Consider the following 18056-nt stretch of genomic DNA (forward strand, 5'->3'; position numbering starts at 1 on the left):
ATGAAAAAAGACAATTCACCTAAAAAAGAGTTTCTATTCGGTAAACGAAATTATGCCATTATGCTTATTGGCATTGCTGTAATTGCATTAGGTTTTATTTTAATGGCAGGAGGCGGTAGTGACGACCCTAACGTATTCAATCCCGAAATATATGGTTGGCGCAGAATTCGTTTAGCCCCTACCTTGGTAATTATTGGCTTGGGTATAGAAATTTATGCTATTTTTGCCAATCCTAAAAAAGTAAGCATGAATATATTAGAAGCAATTATCCTTGGAATTATTCAAGGACTTACCGAGTTTTTACCCGTTTCTTCGAGTGGTCATTTAGAGTTGGCAAAAGCCTTGTTTGGAGATACTTCTGTACCTCAAGAAAGCTTAATGTTTACGGTAGTATTACATGCTGCAACAGCGTTGAGTACTATCGTGGTATTTAGAAAAGAGATTGCCGAAATTCTTAGAGGGCTGTTGCAATTTCAATGGAATGAAGAAATGCAGTTTTCATTAAAAATTATCCTTTCTATGATTCCTGCTGTGGTAATCGGTTTGGCTTTTGAAAAAGAATTGGAAAACTTTTTTGGAGGAAAAGTATTATTAGTCGGTTGTATGCTTTTGGTCACCGCTGCGTTACTTTTATTGGCAGACAAAGCCAAGAACACTAACAAAAGTGTTTCTTTTAAAAATGCGCTCATTATAGGAATCTCTCAAGCAATCGCCATGTTACCCGGAATTTCACGTTCAGGAGCTACGATTTCAACCTCAGTTTTATTAGGAGTAGATCGTACCAAAGCAGCACGTTTTTCATTTTTAATGGTGGTACCTTTAATTTTAGGAAAAGTAGCTAAAGACATGTTAAGTGGAGACATTAATTTTCAAAGCTCAGAAATTGTTCCTTTATCGGCAGGCTTTTTTGCCGCTTTTATCTCAGGATTATTGGCTTGTACTTGGATGATTTCCCTAGTTAAAAAGAGTAAACTATCGTACTTTTCTGTATACTGCGCTATCGTAGGACTTATTGCTATTGGCTATTCTTTATTTTTTTAGATGACTGCGGAAGATTACAAAAACGGACAGGTTTTATTGATTGATAAACCTTTGGAATGGACTTCTTTTCAGGTAGTAAATAAGCTGCGTTGGCATATTCGTAAACGTTTCAATATCAAAAAAATTAAGGTGGGTCATGCAGGGACACTCGACCCTTTAGCTACGGGTTTGTTGATTATTTGTACAGGAAAACAGACTAAAAACATTAACGAGTACCAAGGGCAAGTAAAAGAATATACGGGTACGTTTGTAATTGGTGCTACAACACCTAGTTACGATTTAGAAACAAACATTAACGAAACCTTTCCTACAGAACATATCACAGAAGCGTTACTACACAAAACCACCGAGCAATTTATAGGAAAAATTCAGCAAAAACCACCTATTTTTTCAGCCATTAAAAAAGACGGAAAACGTTTATACGAATTGGCTCGCAAGGGTGAAACTACCGAAATTAAGGCTCGCGAAGTAACAATTAACGAATTTGAAATTACCAATATTGAGTTGCCCAATGTGGAGTTTCGAATTGTATGCAGCAAAGGCACCTATATTCGCTCGATTGCCAACGATTATGGAGAAGCTTTAAACTCTGGAGCACATTTATCAGTATTACGAAGAACAAAAATTGGTGATTTTTCAGTAGAAGATGCGTTGAGTGTTGACGAGTTTATAGAAAAAATTACCTCTGCCTAGAAAACAGTGTAAAATCTATTGAGAAGTCTTTAAATAAATAATACAAGAGGGAAACAACCAATATAGCAGAAAAAAGCATGATAAGGTTGAATCTTTTTTTATCTCTCTTTGCCTTAACTCTGATTTTTCCTTTTACTTCTTCAAGTTTTTCTTTAGAAATTTTTTCAAACTTTAAGCCAGTGGTAGTGTCTTTATAAACCTGTTTGTTTTTAAACAGTCTTTTTCTATCCAGTAAGTCCTTCTTGTTTTTCTGTAACGTTGAGTTAACGTGATTCATGTGTCCTTCTCCTGCCATAGTTTATCGTTTACTATATAGGACGAAGAAAAATAAAAATGTTACAAAAACCGACTGTACCAACTTTCGGTAATGGGTACTTCCCAGTAATTTTCTAATTCTCCTTTGGTTTGTACTAAATTATCAAAAACAATGGTTTTTGCCGATACGGACTTGTTTTTAAGTAGTTTTTTAAATTCTTTAACGTCTTTGTACTGAATGAATGCTCCTTGCTTAAAACACACATTCATTTTGTCTAACAATTCGACTTCGTATTCTTGTTGTAGTTGTAAAATAAAAGCGACTTGTGTTTCAATATCTGCATTCGTTAAATCCGAACCTTCTTCCGCAGAAAAAATAATAAAACGCTCGTATTTCAGCTCGAAAGAAGCTTTGAAATCGGCGTCATCAGCCTTCCATTCTTCAACAAAAAGGTGTAGTTTTTTTTGGAGCCCATCTATTTCTTGCGGATAAAATTTTCGACTTGATGGATAGATCCAAATTTTGGCTTCTTCTGACAAACTAGGAAATGCTACAAACATATTGAGGTATTATGAGCGCAAAGATACTGAAAACAATTCCCCTTCTTGAAAAAAATCAAAAAGAGGAATCGTTGTATTTTAGGTGTTTTACTACTCAAGCATCGATAGGATATCTTCTTGCATATTTTCTCCTTTATTTTTGTTGTACCACACCTGTAAATCGGTTTTAAAATCGGCGTCTAAACTTCCGTGCTTTTCTTTATAATCAGCCACCATTTGAGTTGCTGTGGTAGGTCTTGGTCCCCAAGTGTTCAAAACTTCGTTCTCTTTGTTTAAGGTAATGAGTTTCGGAATCGACCTACTTCCATTGGTTAAAAATTCATCCATCAACGCTAGGTTTTCATCTCGTAGCACTAATTTTAAATGAATGTTCGGGTTTTCTGCTGCTATTTTATTCAATACGGGTAGGTTTTGTGCGGCATCACCACACCACCCTTCAGTAATTACCAACCAAGTTTGCGGTTCTTTCACCTCTTTAATTTTAGCAAGAGTTTCTTCGGTAAGTTGCAAGGTTTTATCCAACCGTTTCATCCGTTTATCGTTCAACTTACTATAATGCAACAAATCGTCTGATTGGTTAGGTCCGGTAGATTTTCCTTCAGCCAATAAACTACTTACCAAATTTTTATATTCGTTATATGAAAGTGCTTTTTCTAAACTGTTTTGAATCGTATTTTTCATCGTACTTATCTTGTTATTACAAAAGTATTTCACTTACAGTAAATATTGGGTAACCTAAGTTACAGTTTGCTGTAAAATTGAAATAATGTAGACGAAAAAATAAAGGTAGCCTTACACTTCTGCCGACTCTCGTGCCTTTGCTTGTAAATTGGTAAGAATGTCTTTGGTCATAGAAGCTAAATCGAACTGATGCCTCCAGCCCCAATCTTTTCTTGCCGCAGCATCGTCAATCACTTGGGGCCAGCTATCGGCAATAGCCTGTCTAAAATCTGGATTGTAAGTGATGGTAAATTCTGGAATGTATTTTTGTATTTCAGTAGCAATTTCTTTCGGCGTAAAACTAATGGCAGCTAAATTGTATGAGGTTCGTATTTTAATACTTTCTTCAGGTGCTTGCATTAATTGGATTGTTGCATTAATTGCATCGTCCATATACATCATTGGCAAACGTGTGTTTTCTGATAAAAAGCACTCAAAAGTTCCTTTTTTTAAGGCATCAAAATAAATATCTACCGCATAATCGGTAGTTCCTCCGCCTGGTAAGGTTTTCCAGCTTATAATTCCAGGATAACGAATACTTCGCACATCTACTCCATACCTATCATGGTAATACTTACACCAGTGTTCTCCTGCTACTTTGCTAATGCCATACACCGTAGAAGGTTCCATAATAGTTTGTTGCGGTGTGTTCATTTTTGGCGATGCGGGTCCGAAAGCTGCCATTGAACTAGGCCAGTATACTTTTTGAATGTGTTTTTCTTTGGCTAACTCCAATACCGCTAATAACGAGGTCATGTTTAAATTCCAACCTTTTAACGGATACTTTTCAGCAGTTGCCGACAACATGGCAGCCATTAAGTATACTTGGGTTACATTGTATTTTTGAACGACTTTTAAAATTTGCTCTTGATTGGTAGCATCGACAATTTCAAAAGGTCCGGCACTCATCATAGCTGCATTTCCTTCTCTAATATCAGAAGCAATCACGCCATCTGCTCCGTAAATAGTACGTAATTTTTGGGTTAATTCTGTTCCTATTTGCCCGCAAGCACCTAAAACTAATATTGTATCACTCATTTTCAATAATTCAAAAATACCTATTTGCAAAGTTATCAAATTTAAGATTTCGTAAAAAGTATTTGTTCTTTTTAACTATCTATAAAATAGAATGCTAATCTACTGATTTCAAACTTCTAATTCAATTCCATAAATTATACCAAGTAAAATATGTATTTTTATGCCTTAATTTTTTCGTGGAATGAGTCGTTTTTTATGTATTGTTGCTGCTTTGTTTTTTTTAGTGATTTCTTGTAAAAAGGAAGACGAGCAGAAACAGGAATTGCCTACTGCAACTGAAATGAATATTTCGGTGAAGCATACCGATTATGCTAAAATAGATGAAAAATATATTGATGAAATTAAATCTTGGAAAGAATACTTTGTTGTGGAAGATTTTTTACAAGAGTTACAAAACACCACCCCTACCGAAGCTTTAAACAATGCGTTAGAGCTCAAAACACTTACCAAACAACTGAAGGACAGTTTAAATGTAGAAACGCTGAAAACACCTGCTTTTAAAGCTCGTATTCGTGTTTTTGAGAACGAAACCTTACGCTTGGCAGATATGACTTTTATTCCGTCTATCTCTGCACAACAAGTAAACAGTCAGGTTGAAAAAATTATGTTGCTTTTTAGCAGTGTGAACGATAAAATTAATACCGTTTACACGAAGAAACAATTTGACAGCGAAATAAACCTTGATAGCTTGTTTAAGAATCAGTAGTTTTTAAAGCTTCGTATATCAAATTACTTTCAAAACCTCTGTATAACAAATAGTCGGCAATTTTCTTTTTTCGTTTGAAAGGGTTTGTTTCCGAAACAGTTGCCTTCTTTTTCGCTACCAACTCATAAAGGGTTTTCATGTATTCTTCTTCATCAATCTCTTTTAAAGCAGATTGGATGTTATAAACAGAAATATCTCTGAACTTCAATTCTCTTACAATTCGTTCTTTTCCCCATTTTTTTATTCTGAATTTTCCCCTGGCAAAACTTTTGGCAAAGCGTTCTTCATTTAAAAAGTTGTGTTCTAACAGGTGTAGTAAAATATATTCTTTTGCTTCTGGAATTAAATTATAGTCTTGTAACTTTTGTGCTACTTCTTTATGACATCGATCTTGATATACACAATACTGCTCAAGTTTCCTTTTTATTTCTTCAACTGTAAAAACGGGTTTGTTCATACTACGAAAATATAAAAAAGGGTTCAAAGCTAGTAGCTTTGAACCCTTTTTACAGTTAACAAAAATTAATTATAAAACGCTACGCAACCACATTTTAAATCGAGTGATTAGGTAGAATAATATCGGTACTACAACTAAGGTTAAGAAGGTTGCAATGAGCAATCCGTAAATTACTGTCCATGCTAACGGACCCCAGAAAATTACATTGTCTCCTCCAAAATAAATATTAGGATCAAAATCACTAAATAAGGTAAAAAAGTTAATGTTCAAGCCTATTGCTAAAGGAATTAACCCTAAAATGGTGGTTATAGCAGTTAACAAAACAGGACGTAAACGTGCTTTTCCTGCTTTTACCACGCTGTTGAATAGATCTTTAGTAGGCACATATTCGTCTTCTTGCAACTGCAATTCTTCTTTTCTTCTATCAATCAAAAGCTGTGTATAATCTAAAAGTACCACCCCATTGTTTACCACGATTCCTGCCAGTGAAATAATTCCCATCATGGTCATCATAATTACAAACGAACTTCCTGTGATCACGATTCCGCCAAAAACACCAATAAAACTCAAAAAGATGGCAATCATAATAATGGTAGGTTTAGAGATGGAGTTAAACTGAAAAATCAAAATGAAAAATATCAATGCCAACCCTTTCAAAAAGGCACCTCCTAAAAACGCTTGTTGTTTGTTTTGTTCTTCAATTTGTCCTGTATAATCGATATGAATATCACTGGCTATTCCATCAAAGCCCTTCATTTCTTCTTTTATCTGATTTACAACGGCAGCAGCATCTACAAAACCTGGAGCCAACTGTGAATATACGGTTACCACTCGCTTGGTATCTCTGTGTTTAATAGCACTAAAACCAGAACTGTTGGTATATGTAGCTACTGCCGAAACGGGAATCGCTTTTATTTGCCCCGATGCCATATCTCTAAACGTTATGGTTTGATCAAAAAGAGCGCTCTTATTATAGCGTGTTGCTTCGTTAAAACGAACATTGATATCGTAATCGTCACCATCTTCTTTATATATTCCTGCTTTGGCACCGAAAAGTGCGTTACGTAATTGTTGCCCTACTTGCCCTGTAGAAACGCCTAATTCTCCTGCCTTTTTTCTATCGACAACCACACGCATCGAGGGCTTGTCTTTATTTACATCTATTTTCAATTCGTCAATTCCGCCTATATTTTTCGTATTGATATAGCTACGCATTTTTTCGGCTGCGACGATTAATTCTTCATAATCATCTCCTTCCAATTCAATATTAATTGGAGCACCAGCTGGTGGTCCGTTTGCATCCTTCTCTACCGAAATTAAAACTCCTGGATAAACTCCTGTTAATGCTTCTTGTACTTTTTGACGCAGTTCTTCACTGTCTTTTCCTCTACGGTATTTATACTGGCGCATAGAAGCCGTAATTTTCCCTTTGTGGGGCATTTCAGCAGCCGACCCTCCGTCTGTTTGCGGATTTCCTGCTCCTTCTCCTACCTGAGAAACAGCGCTTTCTACCATAAAATTTTTATCGCCATCCATGTACATGTCTTCATTCAAAATACTGTACACTTTTTGCTCTATTATTTTGGTAATTTTGTTGGTTTCTTCGATATCGGTTCCTTGCGGATATTCGATATAGACTACTACTTGGTTTGGTTTGTTATCTGGAAAAAACTCAATTTTTGTTCGTTGTTCCCCTACCGACCATCCGAAGCCTGCAAAAGCAAGAAATAGCAATACAAAAGTTCCTATGGTTATAAAAACGGGATTCCATCCTTTTAAAGCTGCTCTTAATGTTTTCTCATATAAATTTTCTAGGACAACCAAAGTGTGCTTTTGAAAGTGATTGGCTGCTTTTCTTAACACCAAACGATACACCCATAATATAATGGCAGTAAATACCATAACGCTCCCTAAACCTCGGTATTCCCCTCCGAAAATAATGATTAGCAAACCGATGACTCCTACAATTGATGAGATGTAAATAATGCGTTTTAACGGCATGTTTTTGTCTTCGGTAGTCATGAATTGAGATACCAATACAGAGTTAAAGAAAATTGCTACAAAAAGTGAAGAGCCTAGTACTACTGAGAGGGTGATTGGAAAATAAATCATAAACTGCCCAAACAGTCCTGGCCATAAACCTAAAGGAACAAAAGCTGCGACGGTGGTTAAGGTAGAAATGATAATTGGAAAGGCAATTTCACCAATTCCTTTTTTTGCTGCTTCCAAACGTGAAAGTCCCTCTTCATCCATTAATCGATACACATTCTCTACTACTACAATTCCGTTGTCTACCAACATTCCTAACCCCATAATGAGTCCGAATAAAATCATGGTATTCATGGTGTAGCCCATGGCTTCTAAAATCATGAGCGACATGAACATCGACATTGGAATGGCAAAACCAACGAATAAGGCGTTTTTAAAGCCCAAAAAGAACATCAATACGGTTACTACTAAAATGATTCCGAAAATAATGTTGTTTACCAAATCGTCTACCTGACCTATGGTTTTGTCAGATAAATCGTTGGTTATCGAGACTTCTAAATTTTTTGGAAAGTATTCTTTGACTGCCTTATCAACAATTTTTTTTATTTGATCGGCTGCCGCAATCATGTTTTTACCTGCTCGCTTTTTAACATCTAGCATCACCACACTTTTCCCGTCTTTTCTGGCAAAGGTTGTTTTGTCTTTTTCTTTAAAGCTGATGGTAGCAACATCTCTTAAATAAATAGGATTTCCACGTTCCGATTTAATAACAAAGTTTTGTAAATCGGATGGTTCTTCAATCTCTCCCAATATTCGAATGGTTCTTCGCTGCCCGCTCGCAATTAAGTTTCCTGCTGAAGAGGTAACATTTCCTCGTTGAATGGCCGAAATAATATCGTCGAAACTTACTTCCATTGCCATCATCTTGTAAATATCAACTGCAACTTCTACTTCTTTGTCTTGTACCCCTCTGATATCGGCTTGTTTTACCTCGATTAGATCTTCAATATCATCTTGCAAATATTCTGCATAGTCTTTGAGTTTTTGAATGGGATAATCTCCAGAAATATTGATGTTTAGAAACGGAATTTCTTCCGACATGCTCAAGTCGAATACATTCGGATCTACTTTTGCACCGTTAAACGTAGGCCAATCTTCAGACGCTTTTTCGGTATCTATTTTATCCTTTACGAGTTGTTTGGCAACCTCAACCTCCATATCATCGTCAAACTCTACGATAATCATCGAATAATCTTCCTGAGAAGTGGATACAATCTCTATGACACCACTCAATCCTTTTAGTTTATCTTCTAGGGGGTCGGTAATGAGTTTTTCAATATCTTCTGCTGTATTCCCCGGATACAAAGAGCTAATGTATATTTTGGTTTCTTTTATTTCAGGAAAATCTTCTCTTGGCATGGTAAAATAAGCCGATATTCCCAATCCTAGAATTAAGACTATTAAAACATACATCGTCGTTTTATTAGCAATTGCCCATGAAGACAATTTAAACTCTTTATCTGTTTTCTTTTGTTTTTTATCAGTCATCAGACTTTAATTTTTAGTGTTTTTAAGGTGTTTTTGAAGACTATTTATCAACTTTGATAGTGCTTCCAATTTTTTCTCAAATCGTATTCTTCATCTTAGAAATTAACTATAATTTCTTGTATGCTACCGACTAAAAAACTATTGACTAACGTCTAATATTTTTACTTTTTGTCCTTCTTTTACACTTCTTGCACCTGCTTTAATTAGCTGGTCTCCCACAGAAACTCCTTCTAAAACTTCGATAATATCTCCTTGTGTTTTTCCTGTTTTAATAAATACCTGTTTTGCGATTCCTTCTTCATCTTTTATGTCGTCTACTACATATACGTATTGCGTACCTTCTGCATTCTCTGAAATGATGCTTTGTGGAATTAAAATTGCGTTCTCATTCGTATAGTCGTTAATTTTTAGCCTCGCTATTAAATTGGGTTTGATTTCTCTATCTTGATTGGGCACCTCTACTTCTACTTTAAAGGTTCTGTTGGAAGGATTGATGAAGTTTCCTGCTTGACGTACTGCAGAATTGATTTTCTTATTTAATACTGGGAAATTAACTTCTACTTTTTTACCTTTTTTTACGGTTGTTATATAACTTTCTGAAACTTCGGTCTCGATATACATGTTACCTAAATTGATAATTCTGAAAATTTCAGATCCAGGACCGGGAGCAATTACTGTTCCTTGCTCTTTTATTACGTCGTCTATAACTCCAGTAAATGGGGCTCTTATAGTAAACTTAGCTATATTTTTCTTTAAATTATCTACGGCATTTTTTTGCGCCTCGTAGTTTGTTTTTGTTTGTAAAAATTGAATTTCCGAGCCTATTTTCTGTTCCCATAAACGTTTTTGTCGTTCGTAGGTAGTTTTTGCCAACGTTGCATTTGCTTCTAATTGTGCTAATTGGTTAGACATTCCTCCATCGTCCAATTTTGCCAAGGCTTGCCCTTTCACTACTTTTTGTCCTTCTTTTACATAAATATTTATAAGTTGCCCTGGTACTTCTGGGTACACCAAAACATTCTTTTTGGTTTGTACACTTCCTTGCAACTCTAGGTAATGCATAAAAAGCTCTTCTTTAGCAGTAAGTGTTGTAATTAGTGAAACTTTTTCATCAGTATCTAATTCAGAGATTTTAGTGTTTAACGCTTTTATTTCTTCTGATAGCTTTTGTAGTTGGGTATCTAACGATGCTTTTTTCTCACGGATTTTAGTTAAATCGTTCGAAGCAATTACATCTTGTACCGATTGTTCTTTATTACCCCCGCATGAGGCTAAAAGAAATGTAATTACGAATAGTGAATATATTTTTCTCATTGATAGTTGATTTTATTTTAGTGGTATGTTTAATGCGTTTTCTAATTGCACTTTTTTAGCAATTACGTTTAACATAGATTGTACGTAATTGTTTTGCTGTGTGTATAGCTGATTTTGTGCTTGTAGTAAATCGAAGCTTGAAGAAATTCCTTCAAAAAACTTTATTTCTTGCTTTTTTTCTATTCGTTCGGCGAGTGCTAAATTTTTCTTAGCTGTTTCGTAGTTTTCGATTCCTAACTGATATTCACTCTTCGCTCTTTGTACTTGCAAGTTTAGTTTTTGCTTTGCTTCTTCTAATCGTATATCAGCGTTTTCTAATGCTATTTTTGCTTGTGCCGTTCTAGAACTTCTACCAAAGCTGCTAAAAATGGGTACATTTAAACTTACACCTAGTAGTGAGTAGTCGAACCATCTGTGATTGGCATTAAAAAAGCTAAACGTATCTGAATTGGTATTGGCACCATAATTTACAAATGCCGATAGACTGGGTAAAAATTTACTTTGCTCTAATTTCATTAACAAACGTTTGCTTTCTCTATCGTTTTGCGCAATTTTAAAATCGATGTGATTATCAATAGTAAATGGGGCTGCTAACAAACTTAAATCGGTATTTTCAACTACCAAATTTTCTAAGTTAGACGTTAAATTTAATCGGGTTTCAATTGGGTTTCCTAAAGAAACATTTAACATTTGATAAGCTATTTCTTTTAATCGTTCTGTATTTCTCAAAGTATTTTCAATATTCCCCAACGTAATTTGCAGCTGTTCAACGTTTTCTAACTCTGTTAATCCGTTATCATAAATTTTCTGAGTTTCGTTTAAATTTTTCTCTAGTACTTTCTTATTGTTTTTTAAAATCTCAATAGCTTCTTCGGTAACGAGCACATTTCCATAGGCATTTACCACTGCTTCACGAGTTGCTAATTCTGTTTTTTCCTTCGCCTGTTCAGAAATTTTCAAATAGGTTTTTGCAGACTGTAATCCTACCAAATACGAACCGTCAAAAAGCAATTGTGTTAAGGTTACCGATGCATTCATCGTTTGTTCAGGAACGAATCTTACGGGAGTAAATGTTCCAGGTTCTCCTCCTGTAAATTCGGCAGGTAAAAATGAAACTTGCTGTTTCAGCCAATTTTGATAATCAACCTTTCCATTGATTTGCGGTAATCCTATCGTCGTAGTCTCCCATTTTTTCTTTTTTGCTGCTTCTATGTCGTTTAAAGATACCTTGTTGTCGTAACTGTTTTTTATTGCATATTCAATTGCTTCTTGCATTGATAAACTCATTTCTTTTTCTTGAGCAATGATGTACCCCGTAAAAAAGAGCACAAATACACTGTACATGTACTTCCTCATTATTTTTTAATTTTGATTTATGTTTTGTAATTGTTTTTCTAACTCTTCCAATCCTGCTGCTGTTGCTATTGCTCGAATATGATATTCTAAAATCTCATATTCTATTTGCATTACTTCTTGCATATCGTTACTATACAACTCACTTTCAAATACTCCAAAAACAAGTGTAAAGTAAAAACTTACTAAAAGCTCTTTCTTAATATTTGACCTGTACAAACCTTCCACTATCCCTTTATTCAAGTTATCCATGTTATAATCTCTGAACATACATACTTCTCTTTCTACTAATTTTTTATAGGTTTCTGGATAGTATTTTTTTAGTTGATACATCGGCGAGGTTTTGGCATTTTTAAACATTTCTTTAAAAATTGCTTTTACTGCAAATTCTTCTTCTACCGCATTGTAATTTTTATTTTTAACCTTATTAATTTCTTCACTAATAGAGTTATGAACCGCTTCTGTACTGGCATCGACCAAAGCCGATTTGTTTGAAAAGTACTTGTATACTGTTTTTTTAGACATGCCTAGTTCTTTTGCAATATCGTCCATCGTTGTGCTCTTAAACCCTAAGGTTAAAAATAGTTCTCCTGCTTTATGAATTATTTTATCTCTCATAATTGCTTACAAATGTACAATAGGAAACTTTAGAAACAAAAAAAGTTTCCTAAGTTTTAACCTTTTTTTAATGTTCTATTATAATTTAATTTTATGTTTACCGTATTTTTACAAAAATTTTCAGATTTGGACATATTATCATATCAATCAGACTTTTTAACGTATTTACAATCTCAAAAGATTTCTAGAGAGCCTAAAAACTTATACGAACCTATTGAATACATACTACAATTAGGAGGCAAAAGAATTCGACCCATACTAACATTAATCGCTGCAGATATTTTTTCAAACGATTATGAAAAAGCACTCCCTGCCGCATTGTCTGTAGAGGTTTTCCATAATTTTACACTGGTGCACGATGACATTATGGACGATGCTCCTTTAAGGAGAGGTAAGAAAACAGTACATGAGAAATGGGACATCAATACAGGGATATTGTCGGGTGATGCGATGTTGATTTTAGCGTATCAATACTTTGAAAATTATGAACCTGCTATTTTTCAAAAGCTGGCTCAGCTATTCAGTAAAACTGCTTTAGAAGTTTGTGATGGTCAGCAATTAGATGTAGATTTTGAAACCAGAAATGATGTAACGATTGAAGAATATATTCAAATGATTACCTTAAAAACATCTGTTTTGGTGGCTGCTGCTTTAAAAATGGGGGCAATCGTTGCGAACGCTGATGAAGAACAAGCAGACCATTTGTATAATTATGGATTGAACTTAGGAATTGCCTTCCAGTTACAGGATGATTACTTAGATACCTTTGGCGATCCCGAATCTTTTGGCAAACAAGTGGGTGGTGATATTATTGAAAACAAAAAAACATATTTGTATTTGAAAGCTTTAGAGGTAGCAGATGAAAGTGATAAAGAAAAATTAGTACATCTTTATAGTGAAAAACAAAAAAATAATACAGATAAAGTAACGACTGTTTCTACCATTTTTAAAGCAAACAACATCCCAGAAGAAACACAGAAACTCATTGAGTACTACACCAATAAGTCATTTGAAAGTATCGAACACCTTACTATTGACGATGCTCATAAGCACGGCTTACGTGTTTTCGGTGAAAATTTAATGAATAGAAAAGTGTAAAAAAATAGCGTATTATTTAAAAAAAATTTTATTTTTGCAATCCAAATTTAACGGGTCCTATAGCTCAGTTGGTTAGAGCACCTGACTCATAATCAGGGGGTCCATGGTTCGAGCCCATGTGGGACCACCTTTAAATTCAAGCACTTACATATTATTTGTAGGTGCTTTTTTTGTAGAAAGAAAACAATATGAACTGGGCGAGAAGTTTATACTGAGCGAAGCCGAAGTAAGCCCATGTGGGACCACCTTTAAAGAGGTCGCCTAAAAATTACTTTCTAGACGACCTCTTTTTTGTTTGTAAGAGGAAAAATGATTCGGAGGAGAAGTTTGTATTGAGCGAAAATCCGCAGTATCCTGGGTGTAACTAATCGTATCGCCCGCTAGCGTTACGCTTACTGGTAAAATTTAAATGATTGTACGTAATACTGCTAATGCCTTTATTTTCATAGCACTTGATTTTTTTTCAGGTGCCAATTTAGGACATTAACCAATACAAAACCTAGATTTTACAAGCCTGACAAATTTTTATAATGTCAATGAACATAATATACTGCTCTTTTTGAGCAGTATATTTTATTTAACTTATTGATTTTTAAAGCTTAAATTTATATGAAAATAGTAAGTGCCAGTTTAGGACACTACCCAACATCTCTGCTGTGATTTCTTCTTTATCTATTTTAAAATTTAAGTTCTAATTGCTTACTCTTGCTCGACACGGATTGCAAATCCGCGCTATCGGATTTAGTTAGGCTGAAAAGATTTTGTTGAAATAATTGAATAAAAAATGATTCCTAAATGGAGTCATTTTTTGTTTTTTACTCTTTTCGATTAATTAATCTTAATGGTTTTTCTTCATTCGTTTTTAAAACTAAACTGTCTTTCGATAACTTCAAAACTAAACTTTCTGATAAAATCTTATTATCTAAATATCTTATAGTAAGTTTATTTTTTTTGATAAAAACTAGATAAGGAGTATCATAATATTCCACATATCTTAGAGTATCGTCCTTAATTTCAAACAAAGCGTTATCTTCTTCATTTTCTGCGCATACACCATTTAATAATCCACTGTCAAAACAATTTTGTGCTTTTTTTACTATTGCTGTTGTTCTGGAGCCTTGAAAAATCTCATTTTTTTCTACATCCAGTTTAACTCCAGTAGCAAAAGAATATAAATAAAGAAGTAATAATGATAGTACTATTAATATAAAAACTAAGATGTATGTTATTTTCTTGTTTTTCATAAAGTTTATAGTTTATTCCAATTTGGATATTTATAGTTAGTTTTCTTCTTTTTAGACTTATTTCTTGTAGATTTTGTGCTGTTTATTCTACTAGCATTCTTTTTAAGCCTATCAAAATAACTATTAGGAACAGGGTTTTTAAAGTTTAAATTTATGTAAAAATAGTAAGTGCCAGTTTAGGACACTACCTTATTAGTAGAGTTATTTTTCTATTTTTCATCATTCTTTAAAATTTAAAAAAAGAAGAAAACTTTCTTATCCTTATCAAAGAAAATATCTTCTTCACTTGAATATAAAATTTCCAACTTTTCTCCCACATTAACTTCATTGCACTTAGAGTTCGTCACAAAAACAAAATATTTTTTTTGTTATATATAAATTCTAACGAACTACTGTGTCCAAAAGTACTTGCTTTACATTTCTTTTTACTGATAGTAACTGTAATATTTTTTGAATTATTCTTAATCTCATATTTTTCGTATATTTTGTAAAATGACCAAAATAAAAATATGACTAAAAAAAGAATCTTAATAAAATTACTAATTCTACTTTGTTTCATCCTTTTGAATTTCATCTTTTAACAGACCCTGACCTTTATTTAAAGCTGTTTTAACACGTTTATTGGTCTCAAAAATAGTTAAAACTATGTACTTTAGTGCATTTCGCTTTAGCTTCTATAAATACATGCCTTTGTTTTTATGTCAGAACAAATGGTAAATGGACACGCGGTTTCTCGTTTAACCGTTCACATAGTTTGGAGCACGAAATACCGTTATTCAGTTTTACGAGGAGATATTCAGAAGGATTGTCGAAAAATTTTGATACAGATTTGCGATTTAGAAGGAATTAATATATTGAAAGGTGTTGTTAGCAAAGACCCTGTTCATATACACATAGAGTATCGCCCTTCCCAAAACATCAGCACTATAGTAAAAAAGTTAAAGGGGCATAGTTCACGAAAGCTTCAGGAAAAATTTCCAGAATTAAGGAATCGTTATTGGGGCAGGCATTTTTGGGCAATAGTTTTTAGATGTTGGAGTATAGGTAATATCACCGATAAAATGGTAAATGAATATTTGGAGCATCATCGAAAATCTACAAATGATAATGACAATTTCATATTAGAGTGATTGCGTACAACTGACTTTAGTCGGGAAAAAACCTATGGCACTTTAGTACATAGTGTTTAGTTAATTGATTATCAGTGTAAAATTCATTCACCTTATAAAAGCACCTTTTTACTACACTACCCTAATTCACTAATTTTTTTAGAATCATATTTTCATTCATGCTTTCACTAAAAGGTTTTAGATATACAAAGTATATAAAGTTATTATTTTTTATAATCATTAATTCATTAAACTCTTTCACATTGGGAGTGCTTGGGTTACACTGCAAATGCATAGTGCTAGAATCATTATACGACATACCAAAAGTGTTTTCTAATGGAAATGAAAGATATAATCTTTCTTCTGTTTTGTTTTTTATATACTCACTTTTAAACCCTTCTATATAAATGTTCAATTTATGAACATTGTTTTTCTCTCCGTATAGATAATTTAACTCATTTAAAGAAAGAAAATTTGTGTAAAATTTAACCAAATCCTTTTTTGATTCCTTATCATAAAAAAATGAAGATTCTGTTAAACTTTTTATACCTTCTGCCTTTCTTTTAAAAAGAATTAAAGCATATTTTGATTTATCATAGGTATAAACAGAAATAGGAAAATTTGAATCCATTGATAGAGTATATTTATATGATAAATTGGGGTAATCTTTTTTTAAAACTTCTCTATAATCTATTGGTTCATTTACGAATTTCTTTGAGAAAGACTTTCTAACCCCAGAAAACATTGAAATAATATAATAGGAAAAAATTCCTGTTATAACAAAAATTAATAATATTTTAGTTTTATTCATAATTTATGAATTTAATTGAGTACAATCCAAAAGCAACAGGTATTGCCGAAGCAGATGTTTCTCCAGATAATACAGTATATATAATAGCCCCAACGGCGAAATTCCCCTGACACTACAACTCTCTTTTAGTAAACTAACAATTAAATCATTTGTTGAAGATTTTTAGGCTTGATAAATATATTCTAGCTGAAAATATTTCTTGCAATCTTTACAGTAAAATCGCGGCTTACTATTTTGTCTCCCTTTTCTAATAACATCAAAAGAAATACACTTAATATATTTCATAGCATTTTTTAGGTGCTAATTTAATACACCAAGCAATATCAAACCCTTATTTTATAACTTCTAAAAAATTTTTATGATGTTTAGGAACTAAATATACTGCTCGAAAAGAGCAGCATATTTAAGTTAATTTATTGATTTTTAAAGTTTAAATTTATGCAAAAATAGCAAGTGCCAGTTTAGGACACTACCAAACACGCCTTTTTTTGACTAAAAACAGAAAATCCCTAATTTTAATTCGGTAACTTCTTACTTAACAAACCGTAAATAAAAGTGCCCAATAGCGCTCCTAAAAGCACCACAATCATAGGCAGTATACCTTGTCCAATCAACACAAAAATAGGTGCAGGGCATGCGCCAGCCAATGCCCAACCTAAACCGAAGATGATGCCACCTGCCAAAGTCCTAACGAAACCTTTTTCCTTCTCTTTGATATTGATTTGATTGCCTGAGTAATCTTTAATTTTTCCAATTTTAAAGAAATACATAAATATAGCAGAAATAGCTACAGCAGAACCGATAATACCATACATGTGAAAGGATTGAAATTTAAACATCTCATAAATGCGATACCAAGAAACTGCTTCTGATTTTGATAAAACAATTCCGAAAACTATACCAATAATTAAAAATCTTAAATTCTTCATATTAGCCAAAAATTAAAGGAAACAATATCCAAGTCATCACCAAACCTCCTATAAAAAAACCGATTACTGCAATTAAAGAGGGTAACTGAAAGCTACTCAACCCTGTAATAGCATGTCCAGAAGTGCAGCCATCAGCATAACGTGTTCCAAAACCTATTAAAATTCCAGCAATTAGTAAAATTGCGAAACCTTTTAAGGTTTGCATATTTTCAATACTAAAAATTTCATTTGGTACGTATGTTTTTCCAGCGTCAGCAAAACCTAAATCGGCTAACTCATTAACCGTTATTGGGTTCAAATCAATTTCTGTTGTAACCGATAAATAGTTAACAGCGATATAACCACCTATGGTTAAACCCACTAAAAAGACAATTGCCCAGTCACGCTCTTTCCAGTCTTTTTTAAAATAATCAGATACTTTACCAGCACCAGCCATGGTACATATAGTTTCTAAATTGGCTGAAACACCAAAATTTTTTCCGAAATGAAAAAATAGAAAAAGTATTATCGCTATAAGTGGCCCTGACACAAACCAAGGCCAAGGTTGTAGTATAAAATCCATTCTAAATATT

19 protein-coding genes, 1 tRNA gene and 1 pseudogene are annotated in these 18056 nt (G+C 33.5%); 7 read left to right on the forward strand and 14 right to left on the reverse strand.

The window, feature by feature from the left end; genetic code table 11:
- The 3 genes and pseudogenes from P8625_RS09445 to truB all read left to right on the forward strand — a co-directional run.
- Nucleotides 1-222 (forward strand): annotated as a pseudogene (locus P8625_RS09445) (DUF3098 domain-containing protein); the annotation flags it as partial.
- A 24-nt stretch (nt 223-246) separates the two neighbouring features.
- A complete protein-coding gene (locus P8625_RS09450; RefSeq protein WP_279652939.1) occupies nt 247-1041 on the forward strand; it encodes an undecaprenyl-diphosphate phosphatase in 795 nt (264 codons plus the stop codon).
- On the forward strand, nt 1042-1734 hold the full coding sequence (gene truB / locus P8625_RS09455) for a tRNA pseudouridine(55) synthase TruB (RefSeq protein WP_279650221.1): 693 nt from the start codon (nt 1042-1044) through the stop codon (nt 1732-1734).
- Here the strand turns inward: truB and P8625_RS09460 are convergent.
- From P8625_RS09460 to P8625_RS09475, 4 genes are all read right to left on the reverse strand, one after another.
- Entirely contained in the window at nt 1721-2029 is a 309-nt protein-coding gene (locus P8625_RS09460) for a hypothetical protein (protein ID WP_279650222.1), read from the reverse strand. The two genes, truB and P8625_RS09460, sit on opposite strands and share 14 nt — an antisense overlap.
- A gap of 41 nt (nt 2030-2070) precedes the next feature.
- Nucleotides 2071-2550, reverse strand: coding sequence for an ABC transporter ATPase (locus P8625_RS09465; protein WP_279650223.1), 480 nt, complete (start codon nt 2548-2550; stop codon nt 2071-2073).
- A gap of 90 nt (nt 2551-2640) precedes the next feature.
- Nucleotides 2641-3231 (reverse strand): thioredoxin family protein, encoded by a 591-nt coding sequence (locus P8625_RS09470; protein ID WP_279650224.1) that lies wholly within the window; start codon nt 3229-3231, stop codon nt 2641-2643.
- 111 nt (nt 3232-3342) lie between these two features.
- Nucleotides 3343-4308, reverse strand: a complete 966-nt coding sequence (locus P8625_RS09475) for an NAD-dependent epimerase/dehydratase family protein (protein ID WP_279650225.1) — start codon at nt 4306-4308, stop codon at nt 3343-3345.
- 181 nt (nt 4309-4489) lie between these two features.
- Here P8625_RS09475 and P8625_RS09480 point away from each other — a divergent pair, with 181 nt between their 5' ends.
- On the forward strand, nt 4490-5014 hold the full coding sequence (locus tag P8625_RS09480) for a hypothetical protein (protein ID WP_279650226.1): 525 nt from the start codon (nt 4490-4492) through the stop codon (nt 5012-5014).
- On the opposite strand, the gene P8625_RS09485 is transcribed toward P8625_RS09480, so the two are convergent.
- The 5 genes from P8625_RS09485 to P8625_RS09505 form a co-directional block, all read right to left on the reverse strand.
- Nucleotides 5001-5471: a regulatory protein RecX gene (locus P8625_RS09485; RefSeq protein ID WP_279650227.1), complete on the reverse strand. Its 471-nt coding sequence runs from the start codon at nt 5469-5471 to the stop codon at nt 5001-5003. The genes P8625_RS09480 and P8625_RS09485 overlap by 14 nt on opposite strands.
- Before the next feature lie 69 nt (nt 5472-5540).
- Complete coding sequence (locus tag P8625_RS09490; RefSeq protein WP_279650228.1) at nt 5541-9008, reverse strand: efflux RND transporter permease subunit; 3468 nt, start codon at nt 9006-9008, stop codon at nt 5541-5543.
- Nucleotides 9009-9146: 138 nt separating this feature from the next.
- Entirely contained in the window at nt 9147-10322 is a 1176-nt protein-coding gene (locus tag P8625_RS09495) for an efflux RND transporter periplasmic adaptor subunit (RefSeq protein WP_279650229.1), read from the reverse strand.
- A 12-nt stretch (nt 10323-10334) separates the two neighbouring features.
- Nucleotides 10335-11678 (reverse strand): TolC family protein, encoded by a 1344-nt coding sequence (locus P8625_RS09500; protein WP_279650230.1) that lies wholly within the window; start codon nt 11676-11678, stop codon nt 10335-10337.
- A 6-nt stretch (nt 11679-11684) separates the two neighbouring features.
- A complete protein-coding gene (locus P8625_RS09505) occupies nt 11685-12293 on the reverse strand; it encodes a TetR/AcrR family transcriptional regulator (protein ID WP_279650231.1) in 609 nt (202 codons plus the stop codon).
- Nucleotides 12294-12419: 126 nt separating this feature from the next.
- On the opposite strand from P8625_RS09505, the gene P8625_RS09510 reads away from it, so the two are divergent.
- Together P8625_RS09510 and P8625_RS09515 are read left to right on the forward strand one after the other, a co-directional pair.
- Complete coding sequence (locus tag P8625_RS09510; RefSeq protein WP_279650232.1) at nt 12420-13391, forward strand: polyprenyl synthetase family protein; 972 nt, start codon at nt 12420-12422, stop codon at nt 13389-13391.
- Nucleotides 13392-13444: 53 nt separating this feature from the next.
- Nucleotides 13445-13518, forward strand: a tRNA-Ile gene (locus tag P8625_RS09515).
- A 688-nt stretch (nt 13519-14206) separates the two neighbouring features.
- On the opposite strand, the gene P8625_RS09520 is transcribed toward P8625_RS09515, so the two are convergent.
- The gene (locus P8625_RS09520; protein ID WP_279650233.1) at nt 14207-14635 is read right to left on the reverse strand and encodes a hypothetical protein; all 429 of its coding nucleotides are present in this window, start codon (nt 14633-14635) and stop codon (nt 14207-14209) included.
- A 698-nt stretch (nt 14636-15333) separates the two neighbouring features.
- Here P8625_RS09520 and tnpA point away from each other — a divergent pair.
- Nucleotides 15334-15765 (forward strand): IS200/IS605 family transposase, encoded by a 432-nt coding sequence (gene tnpA, locus P8625_RS09525; RefSeq protein ID WP_279650234.1) that lies wholly within the window; start codon nt 15334-15336, stop codon nt 15763-15765.
- Between the two features lie 121 nt (nt 15766-15886).
- Here tnpA and P8625_RS09530 read toward each other — a convergent pair whose 3' ends face one another.
- The 4 genes from P8625_RS09530 to P8625_RS09540 all read right to left on the reverse strand — a co-directional run bounded on the left by P8625_RS09530 (nt 15887) and on the right by P8625_RS09540 (nt 18046).
- On the reverse strand, nt 15887-16555 hold the full coding sequence (locus P8625_RS09530) for a hypothetical protein (protein ID WP_279650235.1): 669 nt from the start codon (nt 16553-16555) through the stop codon (nt 15887-15889).
- 162 nt (nt 16556-16717) lie between these two features.
- Nucleotides 16718-16840 (reverse strand): IS1/IS1595 family N-terminal zinc-binding domain-containing protein, encoded by a 123-nt coding sequence (locus P8625_RS16450; protein ID WP_456129193.1) that lies wholly within the window; start codon nt 16838-16840, stop codon nt 16718-16720.
- Nucleotides 16841-17070: 230 nt separating this feature from the next.
- A complete protein-coding gene (locus P8625_RS09535) occupies nt 17071-17484 on the reverse strand; it encodes a DUF6691 family protein (RefSeq protein WP_279650236.1) in 414 nt (137 codons plus the stop codon).
- Nucleotide 17485: 1 nt separating this feature from the next.
- Nucleotides 17486-18046 (reverse strand): YeeE/YedE family protein, encoded by a 561-nt coding sequence (locus P8625_RS09540; RefSeq protein WP_279650237.1) that lies wholly within the window; start codon nt 18044-18046, stop codon nt 17486-17488.
- Nucleotides 18047-18056 lie beyond the last annotated feature (10 nt).

Origin of the sequence: Tenacibaculum tangerinum, from assembly GCF_029853675.1 — a bacterium.
GTDB classification, from domain to species: domain Bacteria; phylum Bacteroidota; class Bacteroidia; order Flavobacteriales; family Flavobacteriaceae; genus Polaribacter; species Polaribacter tangerinum_A.

What these genes read in the sequence shown, in the direction of transcription:
- P8625_RS09450 (WP_279652939.1), top strand. Translation starts at nt 247, where the DNA reads ATGAATATATTAGAAGCAATTATCCTTGGAATTATTCAAGGACTTACC.
- truB (WP_279650221.1), top strand. Translation starts at nt 1,042, where the DNA reads ATGACTGCGGAAGATTACAAAAACGGACAGGTTTTATTGATTGATAAA.
- P8625_RS09460 (WP_279650222.1), bottom strand. Translation starts at nt 2,029, where the DNA reads ATGGCAGGAGAAGGACACATGAATCACGTTAACTCAACGTTACAGAAA.
- P8625_RS09465 (WP_279650223.1), bottom strand. Translation starts at nt 2,550, where the DNA reads ATGTTTGTAGCATTTCCTAGTTTGTCAGAAGAAGCCAAAATTTGGATC.
- P8625_RS09470 (WP_279650224.1), bottom strand. Translation starts at nt 3,231, where the DNA reads ATGAAAAATACGATTCAAAACAGTTTAGAAAAAGCACTTTCATATAAC.
- P8625_RS09475 (WP_279650225.1), bottom strand. Translation starts at nt 4,308, where the DNA reads ATGAGTGATACAATATTAGTTTTAGGTGCTTGCGGGCAAATAGGAACA.
- P8625_RS09480 (WP_279650226.1), top strand. Translation starts at nt 4,490, where the DNA reads ATGAGTCGTTTTTTATGTATTGTTGCTGCTTTGTTTTTTTTAGTGATT.
- P8625_RS09485 (WP_279650227.1), bottom strand. Translation starts at nt 5,471, where the DNA reads ATGAACAAACCCGTTTTTACAGTTGAAGAAATAAAAAGGAAACTTGAG.
- P8625_RS09490 (WP_279650228.1), bottom strand. Translation starts at nt 9,008, where the DNA reads ATGACTGATAAAAAACAAAAGAAAACAGATAAAGAGTTTAAATTGTCT.
- P8625_RS09495 (WP_279650229.1), bottom strand. Translation starts at nt 10,322, where the DNA reads ATGAGAAAAATATATTCACTATTCGTAATTACATTTCTTTTAGCCTCA.
- P8625_RS09500 (WP_279650230.1), bottom strand. Translation starts at nt 11,678, where the DNA reads ATGAGGAAGTACATGTACAGTGTATTTGTGCTCTTTTTTACGGGGTAC.
- P8625_RS09505 (WP_279650231.1), bottom strand. Translation starts at nt 12,293, where the DNA reads ATGAGAGATAAAATAATTCATAAAGCAGGAGAACTATTTTTAACCTTA.
- P8625_RS09520 (WP_279650233.1), bottom strand. Translation starts at nt 14,635, where the DNA reads ATGAAAAACAAGAAAATAACATACATCTTAGTTTTTATATTAATAGTA.
- tnpA (WP_279650234.1), top strand. Translation starts at nt 15,334, where the DNA reads ATGTCAGAACAAATGGTAAATGGACACGCGGTTTCTCGTTTAACCGTT.
- P8625_RS09530 (WP_279650235.1), bottom strand. Translation starts at nt 16,555, where the DNA reads ATGAATAAAACTAAAATATTATTAATTTTTGTTATAACAGGAATTTTT.
- P8625_RS16450 (WP_456129193.1), bottom strand. Translation starts at nt 16,840, where the DNA reads ATGAAATATATTAAGTGTATTTCTTTTGATGTTATTAGAAAAGGGAGA.
- P8625_RS09535 (WP_279650236.1), bottom strand. Translation starts at nt 17,484, where the DNA reads ATGAAGAATTTAAGATTTTTAATTATTGGTATAGTTTTCGGAATTGTT.
- P8625_RS09540 (WP_279650237.1), bottom strand. Translation starts at nt 18,046, where the DNA reads ATGGATTTTATACTACAACCTTGGCCTTGGTTTGTGTCAGGGCCACTT.